The organism is Micromonospora sp. WMMB235 (assembly GCF_001855515.1).
In the GTDB taxonomy this organism is placed as follows: Bacteria; Actinomycetota; Actinomycetes; order Mycobacteriales; family Micromonosporaceae; genus Micromonospora; species Micromonospora aurantiaca.
In genome coordinates this window covers 5,912,059-5,930,339 of sequence record NZ_MDRX01000001.1, presented here as the reverse complement: position 1 = coordinate 5,930,339, position 18,281 = coordinate 5,912,059, and the positions used below count along the sequence as shown (strand labels likewise).

The following is an 18,281-nucleotide window of genomic DNA, read 5'->3' as shown; positions in this document are numbered from 1 at the left end:
GGACAGCGGGCCGGCCACCTCCGGGTGACCGGCCCGCTCCCGTGTGCGCGGGCGGCGATGTGGCACATTCTCCGTGGGGAGGTGACCACATGCCGATGGTCGGACCGGAGACGGCGGACCAGGCGCGACTGCTGCGCCTGCTGCGCGACGACGGCCCACGCTCCCGGGTCGAGCTGGCCGACCTCCTCGGCCTTCCCCGGGCCCGGTTCGCCGCCGAGGTCGACCGGCTGACCACGCTCGGCCTGGTGGAGACCGCCGGACCGGCCGCGTCCCGGGGCGGACGCCGCTCGTCGCTGCTGCGCGTCGGCGCGCAGGTCCGGTTCGGCGCGGTGCTCGTCGGCGACGGCCTCCTGCGGGTCGCGCTCACCGACGGCGAACTGAACCCGCTCGCCCGGCACGACGAGCCGGTGGACGTCCGGCTCGGCCCGGACGTGGTGGTCGGGCGCATCGTCGAACTGCTCGGCAAACTGCGTGTCGAGGCGGGACTGTCGTCGCTCACCGGCGTCGGCGTCGCGCTGCCCGCGCCGGTCGAGGTCCGCGACGGCACGCCGGTGTCCGCGCCGGCCCTGCCCGGCTGGCACCGCTTCCCGGTACGCGACACGCTCGCCGCCGAGCTGGGCTGCCCGGTGCAGGTCGACAACGACGCCAACGCGATGGCCCTCGGCGAACGGCACGCCGGCACCGGCCGCCCGTTCGACGACTTCCTCTACCTCAAGCTGGGCGAGGCGATCGGCTGTGGGCTGGTGCTCGCCGGCGCGCTCTACCGGGGTGCGGCCAGCGGGGCCGGCGACATCGGCCACTTCCAGCTCACCGAGGACGGGCCGCTCTGCGGCTGCGGCAACAACGGGTGCGTCGAGGCGTACTGCGGGGATGTCGCACTGGTGCGCGAGGCGGTGAGCGCCGCGCGGGCCGGGCGCTCGACGGCGCTGGCGGACCGGCTGGCCGCGGCCGGGACGCTGTCGGTGGCCGACGTGGCGGCGGCGGCCACCGAGGGCGACCCGGCGGCGCAGACGCTGGTGCGCGACGCCGCCCGCCGGCTCGGGCGGGTGCTGGTCGGGCTGGTCAGCTTCGTCAACCCGGCCATCGTGATCATCGGCGGCGCACCCGGCGGGATCGGGCCGGTGCTGCTCGCGGAGATCCGGGGCGTGGTCTACCGGCGCTCCACGCCGCTGGCCACCGGCAGCATGCCGATCGTCCTGTCCGACCTCGGCGACACCGCCGGCCTGGTCGGGGCGGCGCGCCTGGTCAGCGACCAGGTCTACGCCGCCCGCTGACCGGTCAGTCGCGGCTGCTGCTGAAGGCGGCGTCGAAGGCCGCGGACGGGGCGTCGAACGCCAGGCGGCGGACGAACTGGAGCGCCTCCGGCGCGCCGACCAGGCGGTCCATGCCGGCGTCCTCCCACTCGATCGAGATCGGGCCGTCGTAGCCGATCGCGTTGAGCGCCCGGAAGCAGTCCTCCCACGGCACGTCGCCGTGGCCGGTGGAGACGAAGTCCCAGCCGCGCCGCAGGTCGGCCCAGGGCAGGTGGGAAGAGAGCCGGCCGCGCCGCCCGTCGCCGGTACGGACCTTCGCGTCCTTGCAGTCGACGTGGTAGATCCGGTCGGCGAAGTCGAAGATGAAGTTCACCGGGTCCAGGTCCTGCCAGACGAAGTGCGACGGATCCCAGTTGAGCCCGAACGCCTCCCGGTGCCCGATCGCCTCCAGCGTGCGCTTCGTCGTCCAGTAGTCGTAGGCGATCTCGCTGGGGTGCACCTCGTGCGCGAACCGCACCCCCACCTCGTCGAACACGTCGAGGATCGGGTTCCACCTGTCGGCGAAGTCCTGGTAGCCGCGCTCGATCATGGCCGGCGGCACCGGCGGGAACATCGCCACCGTGTGCCAGATGGACGAGCCGGTGAAGCCGACGACGGTGTTCACGCCGAGCTTCGCCGCCGCCCGCGCGGTGTCCTTGATCTCCTCCGCGGCCCGCTGCCGCACCCCCTCCGGCGCACCGTCGCCCCAGATCCGGGCCGGCAGGATGTCCTGGTGCCGCTCGTCGATCGGGTGGTCGCAGACGGCCTGCCCGACCAGGTGGTTGGAGACGGCGAACACCTGGAGGTTGTGCTTGGCGAGGGTGGCCCGCTTGCGCTCCACGTACGAGTCGTCGGCGAGCGCCTTGTCCACCTCGAAGTGGTCGCCCCAGCAGGCGATCTCCAGCCCGTCGTAGCCCCACTCGGCGGCGAGCCGGCAGACCTCGTCGAACGGCAGATCGGCCCACTGGCCGGTGAAGAGCGTGATGGGTCGCGCCATTGTCCTTCTCCCCTGTGGTGATGGGGGATTCCGTCGCGGACCGGGGCGAGGACGACCGGAGGCGGCGGCGCGTGGGAACCGGTGGACGCCGGAGCGTCTGCTCCCGGACGGGTTGCGCCTCCCGCCGGGTCACCGGCCACCTCGCGGTCGCCGCCTCCACTCTATGGCCTCCGTCAGGGCAGGGTCCAGCGCTGGTTCGCCGCGCCCGTGCACGTCCACAGGTGCACCGCCGTGCCGTCGGCCGAGTTGTTGCCGGACACGTCCAGGCACTTGCCCGACTGCGGGTTACGCACCGTGCCGTCCGCCTGCGCGGACCAGTTCTGCGCGCCTGTGCCGTTGCACGTGTAGAGCTGGATCTTCGTGCCGTCCGCACTGCCGCCGCCCGACACGTCCAGGCACTTGCCCAGCGCCTTCACCGGCCCGTTCGGCGTCACGGTCCACGACTGCGCCGACGAGCCGTTGCAGGTGTAGAGCTGGATCTGGGTGCCGTCGGCCGACGATCCGCTCCGCACGTCCAGGCACTTGCCGGCGAGGCCCTTGATCGGGCCGGCGCCGCCGGTGCCGGTCGAGCGGACCAGCGTGAAGTCGTCGACGTCGAACAGCCCGGAGCCGCTGCCGGTGAACGTCAGGTGGACCGTCTGCGTACCGGACGGCACGCCGGTGAGCGCGGTGCTCACGTCGGCGAACGTGGTCCAGCTACCGGTGTTCGGCACCGCCACCTGGCCGAGCACCGGGCCGCCCGGCGAGCCGGTCCGCACCTGGAGTGTGCCGCCCGGGCCGCCGGAGACCACCCGGGCGCGCAGCGACGTCACACCGGTCAGGTCCAGACCCGGGTACGCGGCCCAGTCGCCCGGGTCCACATACCCCAGGGTCTGGCCGCCGTTGGCACCGGCCTTGGGGTACGCGCTGACGCCGCTCGCCGAACCGAACGCCTCGGCCTGGACGGTGGTGTTGCCGGTCGGCGGCGGCGTGCCACCGAGTTCCTTGATCCGGATGTTGCGGAACGACACGTCGTCGCCGGTGCCGTGGTTCTGGATGCCGACGTGCCCGGCGAGCGACCGCACCGGGTCGGTGTTCGTGAAGTCGTTGATCCGCACGCCGTTGAGGAAGACCTGGAGCCGCTCGGACTCGACCAGGATCTCGTAGGTGTTCCACTCCCCCGCCGGGTTGAGCGCCGCGTCCCGGGCCGCCAGGTCGGCGGACTTGAAACCGTAGATCGCGCCGGTGGTCCGGTCGGCCGCGTCGGTGGGGTCGATCTGGATCTCGTAGCCGTTGTTCACCGCCGAGTTCGGGTCGCTCGACGGCGGGAAGCCGACGAACACGCCCGAGTTGTCGTCACCGGCCAGCCGCCAGTCCAGCTTCAACGAGTAGTTGGTGAACTGCTTCGCGCTGTACCAGTACAGGCCCATGCCGCCGACCGAGGTGAGCGTGGCGTCGGCGTTGGTGAAGCTGCCCGGCCCGGCTTGCGACCAGCCGGTGGTGCCGCCGTTGTAGAGCGCGGTGTAGCCGGTCTCCGGCCGGCAGTCGGCCTTCGTGCGCCCGGCGGCGTAGCGGATGCCGCCGAGCAGGTGCGCCCGGAACGCCGCGTCGGCGTAGGACGCCTGGGTGTGGCCGCCGCCGGTGTAGAAGGACCGGCCGCCGCTGTACGTCTTGCACCAGGCGTGCGGGTGGTCGCCGCCCATCGAGCCGCCGGAGTACGTGGACTCGTCCAGGCTGGCCAGCACGTGCGCGGTGGAGCGGGCGTTGGTGCGGTAGTCGTACCACTCGTCGGTGCGGTTCCACCGCTGCGGCAGGTGCGCGGTGGCGGCGTGCGCCCGGTCCTCCACCTTCACCGTGGCCGGCTGGATGGCCGGGTGGGAGGCGAACCAGGCGCCGACCAGGTTGCCGTAGAACGGCCAGTCGTACTCGGTGTCGGCGGCGGAGTGCACGCCGACGTACCCGCCGCCGGCGCCGATGTACGCCTCGAACGCCGACTGCTGGCTGGCGTTGAGGACGTCCCCCGTGGTGTTGAGGAAGATCACCGCCTCGAAGCGGGCCAGGTTGGCGGTGGTGAACTGGGCGGCGTCCTCGGTCGCGGTGACGGTGAAGTTGTTGGCCGCGCCCAGCTCCCGTACGGCCTGCGTGCCGACCGCGATGGAGTCGTGGCGGAAGCCGGCGGTCTTGGAGAAGACGAGCACGTCGTAGGGGGCGTCGGCGGCGGCTGCCGGGCCCGCGGGGACGGTGCAGGCGATGGTGGCGAGGACGGCGGTCACCGCCCCCAGTGCGGTACGCACGAGTTTCATCTGGTTCTCCTTCATCCTCACGGCAGGGTCCAGCGCTGGTTCGCCGCGCCGGTGCAGGTCCACAGGTGCACCGCCGTGCCGTCGGCCGAGTTGTTGCCGGACACGTCCAGGCACTTGCCCGACTGCGGGTTGCGCACGGTCCCGTCGGCCTGCGCGGACCAGTTCTGCGCCCCGGTGCCGTTGCACGTGTAGAGCTGGATCTTCGTGCCGTCCGCGCTGGCCCCGCCGGATACGTCCAGGCACTTGCCCAGCGCCTTCACGGTGCCGTTCGGCGTCACGGTCCACGACTGCGCCGTCGTGCCGTTGCAGGTGTAGAGCTGGATCTGGGTGCCGTCGGCGGTGGCGGCGTTGCGCACGTCCAGGCACTTGCCGGCCAGGCCCTTGACCGGGCCGGTACGGACCGCCGACGTGGTGAGCGTGAACGCGTCCAGGTCGTAGAGCGCCCCGGTGCCACCGGCGAACGTCAGGTAGAGCGTGGTGGTGCCGGCCGGCGGATTGGCGATCGTGCCGGTGACTGTGGTGAACGTGTCCCAGGCGCCGGTGACCGGGACGGTGGCCGAGCCGAGCACGGTGCCGGTGGCCGAGCCGGCCCGCACCTGGAGCGTGCCGCCGGCTCCGGCGGACGACACCCGGGCGGTGAACCCGGTGGCGTCGGCGAGCAGGTACGGCTGGAACGCGATCCAGTCCCCGTTGTGGATGTCGCCGACGGTCTTGCCGCCCTCGGCGGTGGCCTTGTCGAACATGTTGATCCCGGACGAGGTCTTGAAGTGCTCGGCCTGCCGGTGCCGGGGCTGGAGCGTGTGCTGGGTGTGCGTGGTGAGGCCGCCGGAGTCGGTGTACTCGGCGTCGAAGACGGCGAAGATGTTCGCCGCGTCGTCGTGCTCACCGTCGACGGGTACGGCGATCGAGCCGGTGCAGCCGGTCGCCGAGGTGATCTGGTGGCCGTGCTGGTCGTGGCCGAGCACGTAGGTCATCTTGACCTTCGTGCAGTCGATCGTGGCGTCCTCCGGGTCGGTGACGGTGATCCGGAACGGCACGGTGTCGCCGAAGGAGAACAGCTTGCCGTTGCCGGGCGTCTCGATGACGACTGTCGGCGCGGTGTTGCCCACTGTGATCGTCACGCTCGCGGTGCCGGTGGCGCCCTGCGGGTCGCGCACGGTGAGGGTGGCGGTGTACCTGCCGTTGGTGGTGTAGGTGTGCGAGGGGTTCGCGGCGGTCGAGGTGCCGCCGTCGCCGAACGTCCAGGCGTACGTCAGCGCGCCGCCCTCCGGGTCGGACGAGCCGGCCGAGGAGAAGGCCACAGTCAGCGGCGCGGCGCCGGAGGTCCGGTCGGCCGCGGCGCGGGCCACCGGGGCGCGGTTGGCGCCGCCCAGGTAGTCGAAGCGGTAAAGCGCCGAGTTGGCGTCGCCGTTGAAGTAGCCGGTGCCGTAGTCGAGCACGTAGTACGCGCCGTCCGGGCCGAACGCCGAGTCCATCACCTGCTTGCCGGTCCACGGGAAGCTGTCGATGGTGCCGGGTGAGCCGTCCGCGCCGACGTGGATCGGCTTGATCCAGCCCCGGCCGAACTCGGTGGCGAAGAACTGCCCGTCGAAGGACTGCGGGAACTTCGTGGTGGACGGGTTCGCCGCGTCGTACCGGTAGACCGGGCCGCCCATCGGCGACTCGGAGCCGCCGCCGAACTCGGGCGGGCTGCCGGCGTCACCGGCGTAGCGGATCCAGGACGGCTTCGCCGCCGGCAGCGTGGCCAGGCCGGTGTTGCGGAACGAGTTGTTCGTCGGCCCGCCGGTGCAGTTGAACTTCGGGCCGGCGGTGCCGGCGGCGAAGTCCCACTCGGCGTACGTCTCGGTGGCGGTGTTGGTGCCGGTGCAGTACGGCCAGCCGTAGTTGCCGGGCGCGGTCACCCGGTTGAACTCGACCTGCCCGGACGGGCCGCGGGCCGTGGTGGTGCCGGCGTCCGGCCCGTAGTCGCCCACGTAGACGACGCCGGTGGCCTTGTCGACGCTGATCCGGAACGGGTTGCGGAAGCCCATCGCGTAGATCTCCGGGCGGGTCCGCGCGGTACCGGGCGCGAAGAGGTTGCCGGCCGGGATCGAGTAGGTGCCGTTGGCGTTCACCTTGATCCGCAGGATCTTGCCCCGCAGGTCGTTGGTGTTGCCGGCGCTGCGCTGCGCGTCGTACCCGGGGTTGCGGTTGGTGCGCTCGTCGATCGGCGCGTAGCCGGCCGAGTCGAACGGGTTGGTGTCGTCGCCGGTGGACAGGTAGAGGTTGCCCGCGGCGTCGAAGTCGATGTCGCCGCCGACGTGGCAGCACAGCCCCCGGTCGGCCGGTACGTCGAGCACGTCGACCTTGCTGGCCTGGTTGAGCGTGAAGTCGGCGTTGAGGGTGAACCGGGAGAGCCGGTTGACGCCCTGCCAGGCGGAGAAGTCGGTGCCGGTGGCGGGCGCGTCGCCGGCCGGGGTGGACAGCGGCGGCGCGTAGTAGAGGTAGATGTGCCGGTTGGAGGCGAAGCCGGGGTCGACGCCGACGCCCTGGAGCCCCTCCTCGTCGTGGGTGTAGACAGGCAGCGTGCCGATGACTGTGGTGGCGCCGGCCGCGTCGGTGCGGCGCAGCGTGCCGTTGCGGGCGGTGTGCAGGACCGACCGGTCGGGCAGCACCGCGAGCGACATCGGTTCGCCGGTCTCGGCGACACCGCGGGCGAGTTCGACCTGCTGGAAGTCGCTCGCCGGGATCGGGTGGGCGGACGCCGGGACGGACGCCGCGGCCACTGTGACGGTGCCGGCGGTGGCCGCGAGCAGCAGCGCTGCGGCAGCGGCGAACGGTCGTCGGGCACGGGGGTGGTGGTGGCTGGACATGCTGTGCTGTCCCTTCCTGACGCGCGCAGCCAGGAACGGGCGCGCGTCGCGCCGGATGCCGAGCAGGGGGATGCTGCGCCGGCCTGCCGGGGAGGTCGGCGGGCCGCGACCTCCGGTCGGGACCGGAGGTCACCTCGCCGAGGCGGGCGGTGCGGGGCGGTCGCCTCGGCGAAACAGCGTTGTGCTGTGCACGACATTAAAACCTTTCGATCAGCCTGTCCATAGCTTCTGATCGATCGGCTTTGACTTTCGGCGCTCTGCGACAAAAGTAGGTGTCACTCGTGGCGGTCGACCGCCCGCTCCGCGAGCGCCGCCAGCACCCGCCGCGCCGGCTCCGCCAGCGGCAACGCGTCCAGCGCGACAAGTGCCGCGTCGGCCCGGGTACGGATCATCCGCTCCACCGCCTCCCGGGCGCCGGACTCCTCGACGATGCCCCGCACCTCGGCCGCGGCCGACTGGTCGAGGCCGGGATCGCCGACCAGCTCCCCCAGCCGGGCCGCACCGGCCGGCGAGGCGGACGCCCGGGCCAGCGCCAGCAGCACCGTCGGCTTGCCCTCACGCAGGTCGTCCAGGTTGGACTTGCCGGTCACCGACGGGTCACCGAAGACGCCGAGCAGGTCGTCGCGCAGCTGGAACGCGTCACCGAGCGGGTCGCCGAACCCGGCCAGCGCGGCCACCTCCTCCGGCGCCGCACCGGCGAGCGCGGCGCCGATCTGCACCGGACGGGTCACCGTGTAGCGGGCCGTCTTCAGCCGTACCACTGTGAGCGCGTTCGCCACCGAGCCGTCCCCGGCCGCACCGACCACGTCCAGGTACTCCCCCGCGATCACCTCCGAGCGCATCCGGGCCAGCAGCACGTGCCCCCGGCGCAGCCGCTCGGGCGGCAACCCGCACCCGTGGAACATCTGCGCCGACCAGGTGGCGCAGAGGTCGCCGCAGAGCACCGCGGCCTGCCGCCCGTACGCCGCCGGGTCGCCCGGCCAGCCGGACGCGGCGTGCAGCTCGGCGAAGAACCGGTGCAGCGTCGGCGCGCCCCGGCGGCGGTCGCTGCGGTCCACGATGTCGTCGTGGATCAGCGCGAACGCGTGGAACAGCTCCAGCGACGCCGCGGCGACCACGATCGGCGCGGCGTCCGGGCCGCCGAAACCCCGCCAGCCCCAGTAGCAGAACAGCGGGCGCATCCGCTTGCCGCCGGCCAGGACGAACCAGCGCAGAGCAGTGTGGACGGCCCCCGTACCGTCGTCCGGCCGATCCGGCTCTCTCGCGTCCAGGAACGCGGCTAGCGCGGCGTCGAAGCGGCCCCGCAGCAGGGCCGGATCGGTCGGTGCGACGGTTACGGTCATGGTGCCTCCCTGGCCAGTCCGGCGAGTTCGAGCAGCAACGCCTTCACATCGGTGGCCTCCACCCGGGGCCGGATCGCGGCCCGGTCGGAGCAGAGCAGCACCGGGCCGTTCGCCGGGTCGGCGGGCAGGCGCCCGTGTGAACCACGCACCGCACGCGCGCCCGCGTCCAGCCCCACCACTGACATCAGGTAGCGCAGCCCGAGCTTCTTGCGGGCCAGCGCCACCGCCGCGCGGCGCTTCGCCGCACCCGGCGCGGCCGGGTCGAAGAACAGCTCCGCCGGGTCGTAGCCGGGTTTGCGGTGGATCTCCACCAGCCGGGCGAAGTCGGGCGCCCGCGCGTCGTCGAGCCAGTAGTAGTACGTGAACCAGGCGTCCGGCTCGGCCACCAGCACGAGCTCACCCGAGCGGGGGTGATCCAGCCCGTACCCGGCCTGCCCGGCGGCGTCGAGCACCTCGGCCACGCCCGGCAGCGACGCGCAGAGCTTCGCCACCGCCGGCACGTCCGCCGGATCCTCGACGTAGACGTGCGCCACCTGGTGGTCGGCCACCGCGAACGCCCGTGAGGTCCACGGGTCGAGATATTCCATCCCGGCCTGGGTGTAGACCCGCAACAGCCCCTCGGCGCGCAGCATCCGGTTCACGTCCACCGGGCGGGACACGTCGGTGATGCCGTACTCGGACAACGCCACCACTGTGGCGTCCCGCTCCCGCGCGGCGTCGAGCAGCGGACCGAGCACGGTGTCCAGCTCCGCCGCCGCGGCGGCGGCCTGCGGGCCGGACGGGCCGAAGCGTTGCAGGTCGTAGTCCAGGTGCGGCAGGTAGACCAGCGTCAGGTCGGGAGCGTGATCGGCGAGGATGCGCTGCGCCGCCCGGCTGATCCACGCCGAGGACGGCAGCCCGGCACCCGGCCCCCAGTAGCTGAACAGCGGGAACGTGCCGAGCGCGTCGGTGAGGGTGTCCCGCAGCTCGGGCGGGTCGGTCCAGCAGTCGGGCTCCTTGCGCCCGTCGGCGTAATAGACCGGGCGCGGCGTGACCGTCCAGTCCACGTCCGCGCCCATCGCGTACCACCAGCAGACGTTCGCCACCCGGTAGCCCGGCTCGACGCGGCGGGCCGCCTGCCACACCTTCTCGCCGCCGACGAGCCCGTTGTGCTGCCGCCAGAGCAGCACCTCGCCCAGGTCGCGGAAGTACCAGCCGTTGCCCACCACGCCGTGCCCGGCGGGCAGCTCGCCGGTGAGGAACGTGGACTGCGCCGAGCAGGTCACCGCCGGCAGCACGGTGCCCAGCTCGGCGGCGAACCCGGCGTCGGCCACCGTGCGCAGCCGGGGCATGTGCGCCAGCAGCCGCGGCGTCAGCCCGACCACGTCGAGCACCACGAGCCGCCGGCTCACGAGGGCGCCCCCACCGTCGTGGCCAGGCCGAGCGCGGTCAGCTCGTCGCGGGCGAACGCCAGCTCGGCGGCGATGCCGGCGGCCAGCTCCGCGTCGCCGCGCGGCCGCCGCGCCTCCGGCAGCACCCCCCAGGTGTACGTCTCGACGTCGAGGTGGTCGCAGCCGGCGACGGGACCGGCGTACAACGCGGCCAGCGCCTCGCGCAGCACCGGCGCTGTGGAGCGCAGCGGCGGCTCGGGCGGGGCGTGCAACGGCACGTGGTAGTGCACCCGCCACGCCCCGGGCAGCCGCGCGTCGAGCGCGGCGTCGAGGTCGTCGGCCGCGTACGCCGGATCGGCCGGATCGGCGGCGCCTGCGCAACCGGCAGCCCGCGTCTGGTGCAGGAAGCGCGGTTCGACGAACCGGCGCAGCGCCGCGCTCGCGGCGGGCGGGTCAGCGGCCTCGACCGCTGCGGACACCTGGACCTTCACCACGGGGAGACCGGCGGCACGCAGCCCGGCCAGGGCATCCGCCGGCTGCTCCCAGGCACACGCCAGGTGCGCGAGATCCACGCAGATCCCGAGTCGGTCGGTATCCATGTCTGAGAATACCTCGCGTGCTTGTCCCGTCGACTCCACCAGACAGCCCGGCTCCGGTTCGAAGCCGACCCGGATCACCCGGCCCGTCTCCCGCTGCACCGCGGCCAGGCCCTCGGCCAGCGCGTCCAGGCGACGCCGGGCGATGGCGGCCCGCCCGGCGTCCCACGGGGTGCGCCAGGCGATCGGCAGCGTCGAGATCGAACCCCGGACGGCGTCGTCGGGCAGCAGGTCGGCGAGAACCCGCGCCAGGTCCAGCGTGTACGCCGACCGTTGCGGCGTGGTCCAGTCCGGGTGGTACACCGCGCCCTTGACCACAGGGGCCTGGAACGCGGCGTACGGGAAGCCGTTGAGCGTGACCACCTCCAGCCCGCGTACCGCCAGCTCGTGGCGCAGCCGGCGCCGGGCCGGCGGGTCGGCGGCGAGCGCGGCGGCCACCGGCGCGGCCAGCCAGAGTCCGAGCCCGAGCCGGTCCACGTCGAGCGCCCGGCGGACCGCCACCGCGTACCTGTCGAGCTGGGCGACGACGCCCGGCATGTCCTCGGCCGGGTGCACGTTCGTGCAGTAGCCGAGATGGACGGTCGTGCCGTCGGCGTGGCGCAGCCGCATCACTGCCCCCCACGGGCGATCGAGTTGCCGGCGAAGGTGGGGTCGCTCGCCTCCAGGTCGGTCAGGTCGAGCCGGCCGGACTGGCCGTAGAACTCCACCGGGTTGCGCCACAGCACCCGGTCCACGTCGTCGGCGTCGAACCCGGCCAGCAGCATCGCCTCCCCGGTGGCCCGGGTCAGCAGCGGATCCGACCGGCCCCAGTCGGCCGCCGAGTTCACCAGCATCCGTTCGGTGCCGTACCGCTTCAGCAGCTCCACCATCCGCGGCGGCGACATCTTCGTCTCCGGATAGATCGAGAAGCCCAGCCAGCAGCCGGTGTCCCGGACCAGCTCGACAGTCACCTCGTTGAGGTGGTCGACGAGCACCCGTCCCGGCGCGATGCCCGACTCGGCGACCACCGCGAGCGTCCGCTCGACGCCGCGCGCCTTGTCCCGGTGCGGCGTGTGCACCAGCGCCGGCAGGTCGTGCGCGACGGCCAGGGCGAGCTGACCGGCCAGCGCGGCGTCCTCGGCCGGCGTCATCGCGTCGTAACCGATCTCGCCGACCGCCACCACGCCGTCCTTGTCCAGGTAGCGGGGCAGCAGGTCGAGCACGGGGCGGCAGCGCGGGTCGTTCGCCTCCTTCGGGTTCAGCGCCACAGTGGCGTGGTGCCGGATGCCGAACTGGCCGGCCCGGAACGGCTCCCACCCGATCAGCGAGTCGAAGTAGTCCACGAAGCTGTCCACGCTCGTACGCGGCTGGCCCAGCCAGAACGCCGGCTCGACCACCGCGCGGACGCCCGCCGCGGCCATCCGCTCGTAGTCGTCGGTGGTGCGGGACGTCATGTGGATGTGCGGGTCGAAGATGCGCATGTCACGCCTCCGTGGTGGGGATGGTCAGCCGGCGCAGCAGGTCGGTCGCGTCGGCGGGCATGTCGCGGCCGGCGGCGTGCCGTTCGGCGGCGAACGCGGCGAGCATCCGGGCCAGCTCGCCGTCGGCCCGCTCCGGCAGGCCGTCGACAACCGCCAGCGGCACGCCGGTGAACACGCACTTGAGCACCGCCTGCCGCCAGGTCGCCTGCTCCAGGTGCCGGGCGTACGGGCCGAGCGCCGCGGCCACCAGCCGGGTGTCGTTGGTGCGGGTCGCGTCGTGCAGCAGCGGCACGCACTCCGCGCCGATCGGCAGCAGCGGCAGCGCGCGCAGCACGGCGCGTTTCTCGGCGGCGTCGCCCTGCCGGTACAGCGTCTCCGCGCCGGCGGCGTGGCCGTGCGGCAGCGCGGTCAGCAGCAGCGCCCGGGCCGCCTCGTCCGCCGTCCAGCCGGGCGGGTCGGGCAGCGGCAGGCGACCGCACCGCCGGGCGGCGGCGGCGAAGAACCGCCCGATCGCCGTGGGTTCGGTCGCGACGCGGCGCAGCGCCGCGTCCAGCCACTGCGGATCGGGTACGCCCCGAAGCGCGGCGCGCAGTCGGTCGGGTGTCATGCCGTCTCCCCTCTGCCGGGTGGAAGGTGGTGGGTCACCGCCCCTCGCCGCGCGAGGCGGCGGTGCGCAGGAAGTCCAGTGAGCGGGCGGCGACGGCCGGGGCGGCGTGCGAGTGGCGGGGCAGTTCCACGGCCACCAGCCCGCGGTAGCCGGCGTCGGCCAGGGCACGCAGCACCGGCGGGAAGTCGATCTCGCCGGTGCCGAACTCCAGGTGCTCGTGCACACCCCGGCGCATGTCGTCGATCTGCACGTTGACCAGGTGCGCGGCGACCTCGGTCACGCACTGCGGCACCGGCATCGGCTCCAGGCAGCGACAGTGCCCGATGTCGAGCGTGATGCCGAAGCCGGGCGGCGCGCCCAGCGCCTCGCGCAGCCGCCACCACCCGGCGATGTCCTCGACGAACATGCCCGGCTCGGGTTCGAAGCCCAGCGGCACGCCCGCCTCCGCCGCCGCGGCGCACACCGTCGCGCAGCCCGCCACCAGGCGGTCGGCGGCGACGCCGGGTGGTACGCCGGGTGGGCGTACCCCGGCCCAGAAGGAGACCGCCTCCGCGCCCAGGTCGGCGCCGATCCGGACGGCCCGGCGCAGGAACTCCACCCGCCGGGCCGGGTCGTCGTGCAGCAGCGTCGGCGCGTGCTTGTGCCGCGGGTCGAGCAGGTACCGGGCGCCGGTCTCGACCACCACGGCCAGCCCCAGCGCGTCCAGCCGTCGACTGATGGCCGCGACCCGGCGGGCCAGGCCGGGGGCGAACGGGTCCAGGTGGTCGTGGTCGAGGGTGAGCGCGACGCCCACGTAGCCGAGGTCGGCGAGGACCGCGAGCGCGTCCCCGAGCCGGTGGTTGGCGAAGCCGTTGGTGCCGTACCCGAAGCGCAGCGCGCCCGGCCCGGACAGCGGGCCGGCGGTGGGCCGGGTGGCCGGCGCGGCGGTCATGTCGGTGAGATCAGTCGGGCCAGGCGGCGGCCGAGCGGCGCGGCGCCGGCCACGGCGAGGCCGAGCAGCCGGGCCCCGGCGCGGGCGGTGAGCGCGCCCTGCAACGCGGGCAGCCCGGTGATCCCGGCGCCGACCGCGGCTCGCACCCGGGCCGGTGACGGGTCGGCGAGCACGCGGGCCTGCGCCCGGCCGTAGCGGACGGCGTACCCGGCGGCGAGCACCGCCGGAACCAGCTCCCCGAGCCGAAGGAAGGGCCCCCTCTTAACGCATCCGGTAGAGGAGGGGGCCCCGCTTAACACGGTCGGCCGGGCCGGGGTGGTGAGCGCGATCAGCGCGGTGCCGGCGAGCGTGAGGCCGGGCAGCCGCCGGTCCGCGCCGGTCACCTCGCGGCGGGACAGCGCGGTCACGGTCCAGGTGTGCGCGGCGACTGTGAGCGCGGCCGGGAGCGCCCGGACCACCCGCCCGCCGGACGCGCCGAGCAGCACGTCCAGCCCTCGGCACGCGGCCATCACCGCCGGCCCGGCGGCGGTGTTCTTCGCGCGCAGGTCGTACCCCCAGATCGTGGCCGCGAGCGGCAGCGCGACTGCCGCCGCCCGGCGGCCCCCGGCGGCGGTGGCGACCGCGAGCCCGGCGGCGGTGAGGCCGGACGCGACGCCGAGCGCGACCGACGGGCGCACCCGGCCGGACGGGATCGGCCGCTCCGGCCGCTCGACCGCGTCCAGCCGCCGGTCGGCCCAGTCGTTGGCGGCCATCCCGGCCCAGTACAGCAGCACCGACGCGCCGGCCAGGGCCGGTGTACGCGGACCGAGCGCACCGGCGGCCGCCGCGCCGGAGAGCACGTCCCCGGGTACGGAGAGCGCGGCGGGCGCCCGGACCAGCTCGGCCAGGTCGGCCAGGCGGGTCACGGCGTCACCCGGGCGTGCAGGGCGGCGGCGAACTCCCGCAGCACCGTCCACTGTTCACCGAGCGCGTGGCCGGTCGCGCCGAGCGGGTCCTTGAAGAAGAACGCCAGCTCGGTCAGCGGGCCGTGGCGGCCGGCGGCGTGCGCGGCGGCGGTGAGCCGGGCCAGGTCCAGCACGAGCGGCGCGGCCAGCGCCGAGTCGCAGCCGTGCCAGGTGAACTCCATCCGCATGCCGGTGCCCAGGAAACCGGCGAACGTGACCAGGTCCCACGCGGTCTTGAAGTCGCCGAGTTCCTCGACGTACTCGATCCGGGTGTGGCCCTGCGGCAGGTAGCCGAGCGTCTCGGCGAGCACCCGCTGTTTGCTGCCCACCTTCGCGGCGTTGGCGGCCGGGTCGGCGAGCGTGGCGCCGTCGCCGCCGCCGAGCAGGTTCGTGCCGGACCAGGAGCGCACGGCCAGGTGCCGCATCGCGAACATCGGCGCGAGCACCGACTTGAGCAGCGTCTCGCCGGTCTTGCCGTCGTGCCCGGCGTACGGCAGCTTTCGTTCGGCGGCGAGCGCGGCCAGGGCCGGCAGGCGGGCGCCCGTGGACGGGGTGAAGTCCACGTACGGGCAGCCCGCGGTGAACGCCGCGTACGCGTATCCGGAGCTGGGCGGCAGCACGTCGGCCGGGCCGGTCAGCGCGTCGCGCAGCGCGGCCAGGTCGCTGTGGGCCGGGTGCGGGGCGGGCGCCGGTTCGGTGGCGGCGACGTTGACCACCACCACCCGGTCCAGCCCGTTCCGGCGGCGGAAGTCGGTCAGGTCGCGCACCACCGCGGCGATCCGCTCGCCCTGGCCGCCCTCGGTGGGCGCGGGCCGCAGCGACGCCTCGACGGCGGCCAGGTCGGGCGCCACGGCGTCGGCCAGCCGGGCGGGCAGCACGCCTGCGGCGGCAAGCGCCTCGGCGCGTTTGGTGAGCGGGGTGGCGACCACGTCGTGGCCGCCGAAGACGAGATCGGCGAAGCCCGGCAGGGCGGGCCCGCGCAGGTCGGGCAGCTCGGTCACGCAGCCGGTCGGCGCGGTGAGCCCGGCCCGCAGGGCCAGTCCCCCGACCACGCTCGTGGTGGCGACCGAGCCGCGCGCACCCACCAGCCAGACACCCGTACGCATTCGCGCTACCTCCCCAGGTATGGCCGGTCCACCGGTGCGGCCGGGGAATCCCGGTCCGGCCGCACCGGAGGGCCGTGCTGGTCGTGCCGGCGGACACCGGCGGCACGCTCCCCGGAGCCGGCCTCGTCCCCGCCGCGGGGCGCAACCGCGGCGGGCCCTCGCCGGCCGGCGCCGGTGAGTGTCGACGGACCCCGTAGGGGCCGTCTCGGGTCAGGCGGAAGCTTCGGCCAGAGCGGGCTCCACCTCCGTCCAGGCGGCCCGCTCGGCCGAGCGGGTCACCGCGTCGAGCACGAGCTGGACCTGCAACGCGTCGGCGAACGACGGGGCCGGGTCGGCGCCGGTGGCGACCGCCTCGACGAAGTCGCGCGCCTGGTGGGTGAAGGAGTGCTCGTAGCCGATGATGTGGCCGGGCGGCCACCACGCACCCAGGTACGGGTGGTCCGGCTCGGTCACCAGGATCCGGCTGAAGCCCTGCTCGGCGGCCGGCCGGGTGGCGTCCAGGAACTCCAGCTCGTTGAGGCGTTCCAGGTCGAACACGACGCTGCCGCGCGAGCCGTTGATCTCGACCCGCAGGGCGTTCTTGCGGCCGGTGGCGAACCGGGTCGCCTCGTACGTGGCCAGCGCTCCCCCGTCGAGCCTGGCCACGAACACCGCCGCGTCGTCAACCGTCACCTGGCCCGTCGCGCTGCCGTTGCCGTCGGCCTGCGCGGCCAGGCCGCTCGACCCGGCGACGAGCGGCCGCTGACGCACGAACGTCTCGGTGAGCGCGCTGACCCCGGTGACGAGCTGACCGGTGACGTACTGGGTCAGGTCGATGATGTGCGCGCCGATGTCACCGAGCGCGCCGGAGCCCGCCCTGTCCTTCTGCAACCGCCACACCAGCGGGAACTGCGGGTCGACGATCCAGTCCTGGAGGTAGGTCGCCCGGACGTGCCGGATCTCGCCGATCCGCCCGTCGGCCACCAGCTGCCGCATCAGGGCGACAGCGGGCACCCGCCGGTAGTTGAAGCCGCACATCGCGCGTACCCCGGACTCGCGTGCCCGGGCCGCGGCCTCGGTCATCTCCCGAGCCTCGGCGACGCTGTTCGCGAGCGGCTTCTCGCACAGCACGTGCTTGCCCGCGGCGAGCGCGGCGAGTGCGATCTCGCGGTGGCTGTCCCCCGGCGTGCAGATGTCGACCACGTCGATCTCGTCGGACTCGACGAGCCGCCGCCAGTCGGTGGTGTAGCCGTCCCAGCCGAGCCGGTCGGCGGCCTCGGCCACCTTCGGCTCGTCGCGGCCGCAGACGAGCGCCATCCGCACCCGCGCCGGCAGGTCGAACACCCGGTTCACGGTGCGCCACGCCTGGGAGTGCGCGGCGCCCATGAACGCGTAGCCGACCATGCCGACCCGAAGGATGCTGTCGTGACTGGACAAGGTGGGTCTCCCCCCGTGTGTCAGAACCCGAGCTTCAGGTAGTCGCTCGCGTTCTCCTTGGTGATCGTCTCGGAGGCGAGCACGATCTCCTTCGGTACCTGGAGTTCGACCAGGTCGGACATGCCCTTGCCCTGGCCGATCAGGCGAGCCAGGGAGATGGCCGAGGAGGCCATCGACGGGCTGTAGGTGACTGTGGCCTTGAGGACCGTGTTGTCGGCGGCGATGTCCTCCATGGCCTTCTTGGAGCCGGCGCCGCCGACCATGACGAATTCCTTGCGGTTGGCCTGGTTGACCGCCGCGAGCACACCGATGCCCTGGTCGTCGTCGTGGTTCCAGACCGCGTCGATCTTCGGCAGCGCCTGGAACAGACCGGTGGCGGCCTGCTGCCCCGAGTCCACTGTGAACTCCGCGGGCCGCCGGTTGGCGACCTTGAACCCGTACGAGGCGAGCGTGTCGGCGAACCCCTTCGACCGTTCCTGGGTCAGCTCCAGCGACTCGATGCCGGGGATCTCGCCGATCACCGGGTTGCTGACGCCCTTGGCCTTGAGCTGCTCGGCGATGTAGGTGGCGGCGGCCACCCCCATGCCGTAGTTGTCGCCCTTGATCTGCAGCCGGTAGGCCCGCGCGTCCGGGAAGGCCCGGTCCAGGTTGACCACCGGGATGCCGGCCTTCATCGCCTCCAGGCCGAACGCGTTGAGTTCCTTGCCGTCGTGCGGCAGCAGCACGATCACGTCGGGCTTCTGCGAGATCAGCGTGGACAGCGCCGCCCGCTGGGCCGCCGCGTCCGCGCCGGCCTCGACCGACTTCAGCTCGACGTCCTGGTACGCCCCGGCCTGGGCCTTGGCGTTGTTGGTGATGGCGGCGATCCAGCCGTGGTCGGCGGCCGGGGCGGAGAAGCCGATGCTCACCTTCTTGCCCGTCTCGGTGTTGGCGCCGGAACCGGCCGCCTTGGTCTGCGCCTCGGTCGGGTTCTGCTCGTTGCTGGTGCAGCCGGCGAGCAGCACCCCGGCGGAGACGGCGGCCCCGCCGAAGAGCAGCCGGCGGCGGGACAGGTCATGGCGCGGTGTTCTCATGACGCCTCCTGG

Annotated in this window: 14 protein-coding genes; 1 reads left to right on the top strand and 13 read right to left on the bottom strand. The window is 73.8% G+C overall.

Features of this window, described 5'->3' with window-relative positions; genetic code table 11:
* The first annotated feature begins 89 nt into the window (after positions 1 to 89).
* On the top strand, positions 90 to 1,274 hold the full coding sequence (locus BFV98_RS26410) for an ROK family transcriptional regulator (protein ID WP_071098118.1): 1,185 nt from the start codon (positions 90 to 92) through the stop codon (positions 1,272 to 1,274).
* Between the two features lie 4 nt (positions 1,275 to 1,278).
* On the opposite strand, the gene BFV98_RS26405 is transcribed toward BFV98_RS26410, so the two are convergent.
* From BFV98_RS26405 to BFV98_RS26345, 13 genes are all read right to left on the bottom strand, one after another.
* Entirely contained in the window at positions 1,279 to 2,289 is a 1,011-nt protein-coding gene (locus tag BFV98_RS26405) for a sugar phosphate isomerase/epimerase (RefSeq protein ID WP_071098116.1), read from the bottom strand.
* Between the two features lie 173 nt (positions 2,290 to 2,462).
* Positions 2,463 to 4,571, bottom strand: coding sequence for a ThuA domain-containing protein (locus BFV98_RS26400; protein ID WP_071099003.1), 2,109 nt, complete (start codon positions 4,569 to 4,571; stop codon positions 2,463 to 2,465).
* A 17-nt stretch (positions 4,572 to 4,588) separates the two neighbouring features.
* A complete protein-coding gene (locus tag BFV98_RS26395; RefSeq protein ID WP_071098114.1) occupies positions 4,589 to 7,423 on the bottom strand; it encodes an RICIN domain-containing protein in 2,835 nt (944 codons plus the stop codon).
* Between the two features lie 275 nt (positions 7,424 to 7,698).
* Positions 7,699 to 8,766: a polyprenyl synthetase family protein gene (locus tag BFV98_RS26390; protein WP_071098112.1), complete on the bottom strand. Its 1,068-nt coding sequence runs from the start codon at positions 8,764 to 8,766 to the stop codon at positions 7,699 to 7,701.
* Positions 8,763 to 10,157, bottom strand: a complete 1,395-nt coding sequence (locus BFV98_RS26385; RefSeq protein ID WP_071098110.1) for an alkaline phosphatase family protein — start codon at positions 10,155 to 10,157, stop codon at positions 8,763 to 8,765. Before BFV98_RS26385 ends, BFV98_RS26390 begins: the two co-directional genes overlap by 4 nt.
* Positions 10,154 to 11,341 (bottom strand): metabolite traffic protein EboE, encoded by a 1,188-nt coding sequence (gene eboE / locus BFV98_RS26380; RefSeq protein WP_071098109.1) that lies wholly within the window; start codon positions 11,339 to 11,341, stop codon positions 10,154 to 10,156. Before eboE ends, BFV98_RS26385 begins: the two co-directional genes overlap by 4 nt.
* The gene (locus BFV98_RS26375) at positions 11,341 to 12,192 is read right to left on the bottom strand and encodes a TatD family hydrolase (RefSeq protein ID WP_030271737.1); all 852 of its coding nucleotides are present in this window, start codon (positions 12,190 to 12,192) and stop codon (positions 11,341 to 11,343) included. Before BFV98_RS26375 ends, eboE begins: the two co-directional genes overlap by 1 nt.
* A gap of 1 nt (position 12,193) precedes the next feature.
* On the bottom strand, positions 12,194 to 12,799 hold the full coding sequence (locus BFV98_RS26370) for an EboA domain-containing protein (protein ID WP_071098107.1): 606 nt from the start codon (positions 12,797 to 12,799) through the stop codon (positions 12,194 to 12,196).
* Positions 12,800 to 12,833: 34 nt separating this feature from the next.
* The gene (locus tag BFV98_RS26365) at positions 12,834 to 13,730 is read right to left on the bottom strand and encodes a sugar phosphate isomerase/epimerase (RefSeq protein ID WP_071098105.1); all 897 of its coding nucleotides are present in this window, start codon (positions 13,728 to 13,730) and stop codon (positions 12,834 to 12,836) included.
* The gene (locus tag BFV98_RS26360; protein WP_047892053.1) at positions 13,727 to 14,635 is read right to left on the bottom strand and encodes an SCO3242 family prenyltransferase; all 909 of its coding nucleotides are present in this window, start codon (positions 14,633 to 14,635) and stop codon (positions 13,727 to 13,729) included. Before BFV98_RS26360 ends, BFV98_RS26365 begins: the two co-directional genes overlap by 4 nt.
* A complete protein-coding gene (locus tag BFV98_RS26355) occupies positions 14,632 to 15,780 on the bottom strand; it encodes an inositol-3-phosphate synthase (RefSeq protein WP_071098103.1) in 1,149 nt (382 codons plus the stop codon). Before BFV98_RS26355 ends, BFV98_RS26360 begins: the two co-directional genes overlap by 4 nt.
* Before the next feature lie 210 nt (positions 15,781 to 15,990).
* The gene (locus BFV98_RS26350; protein WP_369752285.1) at positions 15,991 to 17,163 is read right to left on the bottom strand and encodes a Gfo/Idh/MocA family protein; all 1,173 of its coding nucleotides are present in this window, start codon (positions 17,161 to 17,163) and stop codon (positions 15,991 to 15,993) included.
* Positions 17,164 to 17,216: 53 nt separating this feature from the next.
* A complete protein-coding gene (locus tag BFV98_RS26345) occupies positions 17,217 to 18,269 on the bottom strand; it encodes a substrate-binding domain-containing protein (RefSeq protein ID WP_013287910.1) in 1,053 nt (350 codons plus the stop codon).
* Between the last annotated feature and the right edge of the window lie 12 nt (positions 18,270 to 18,281).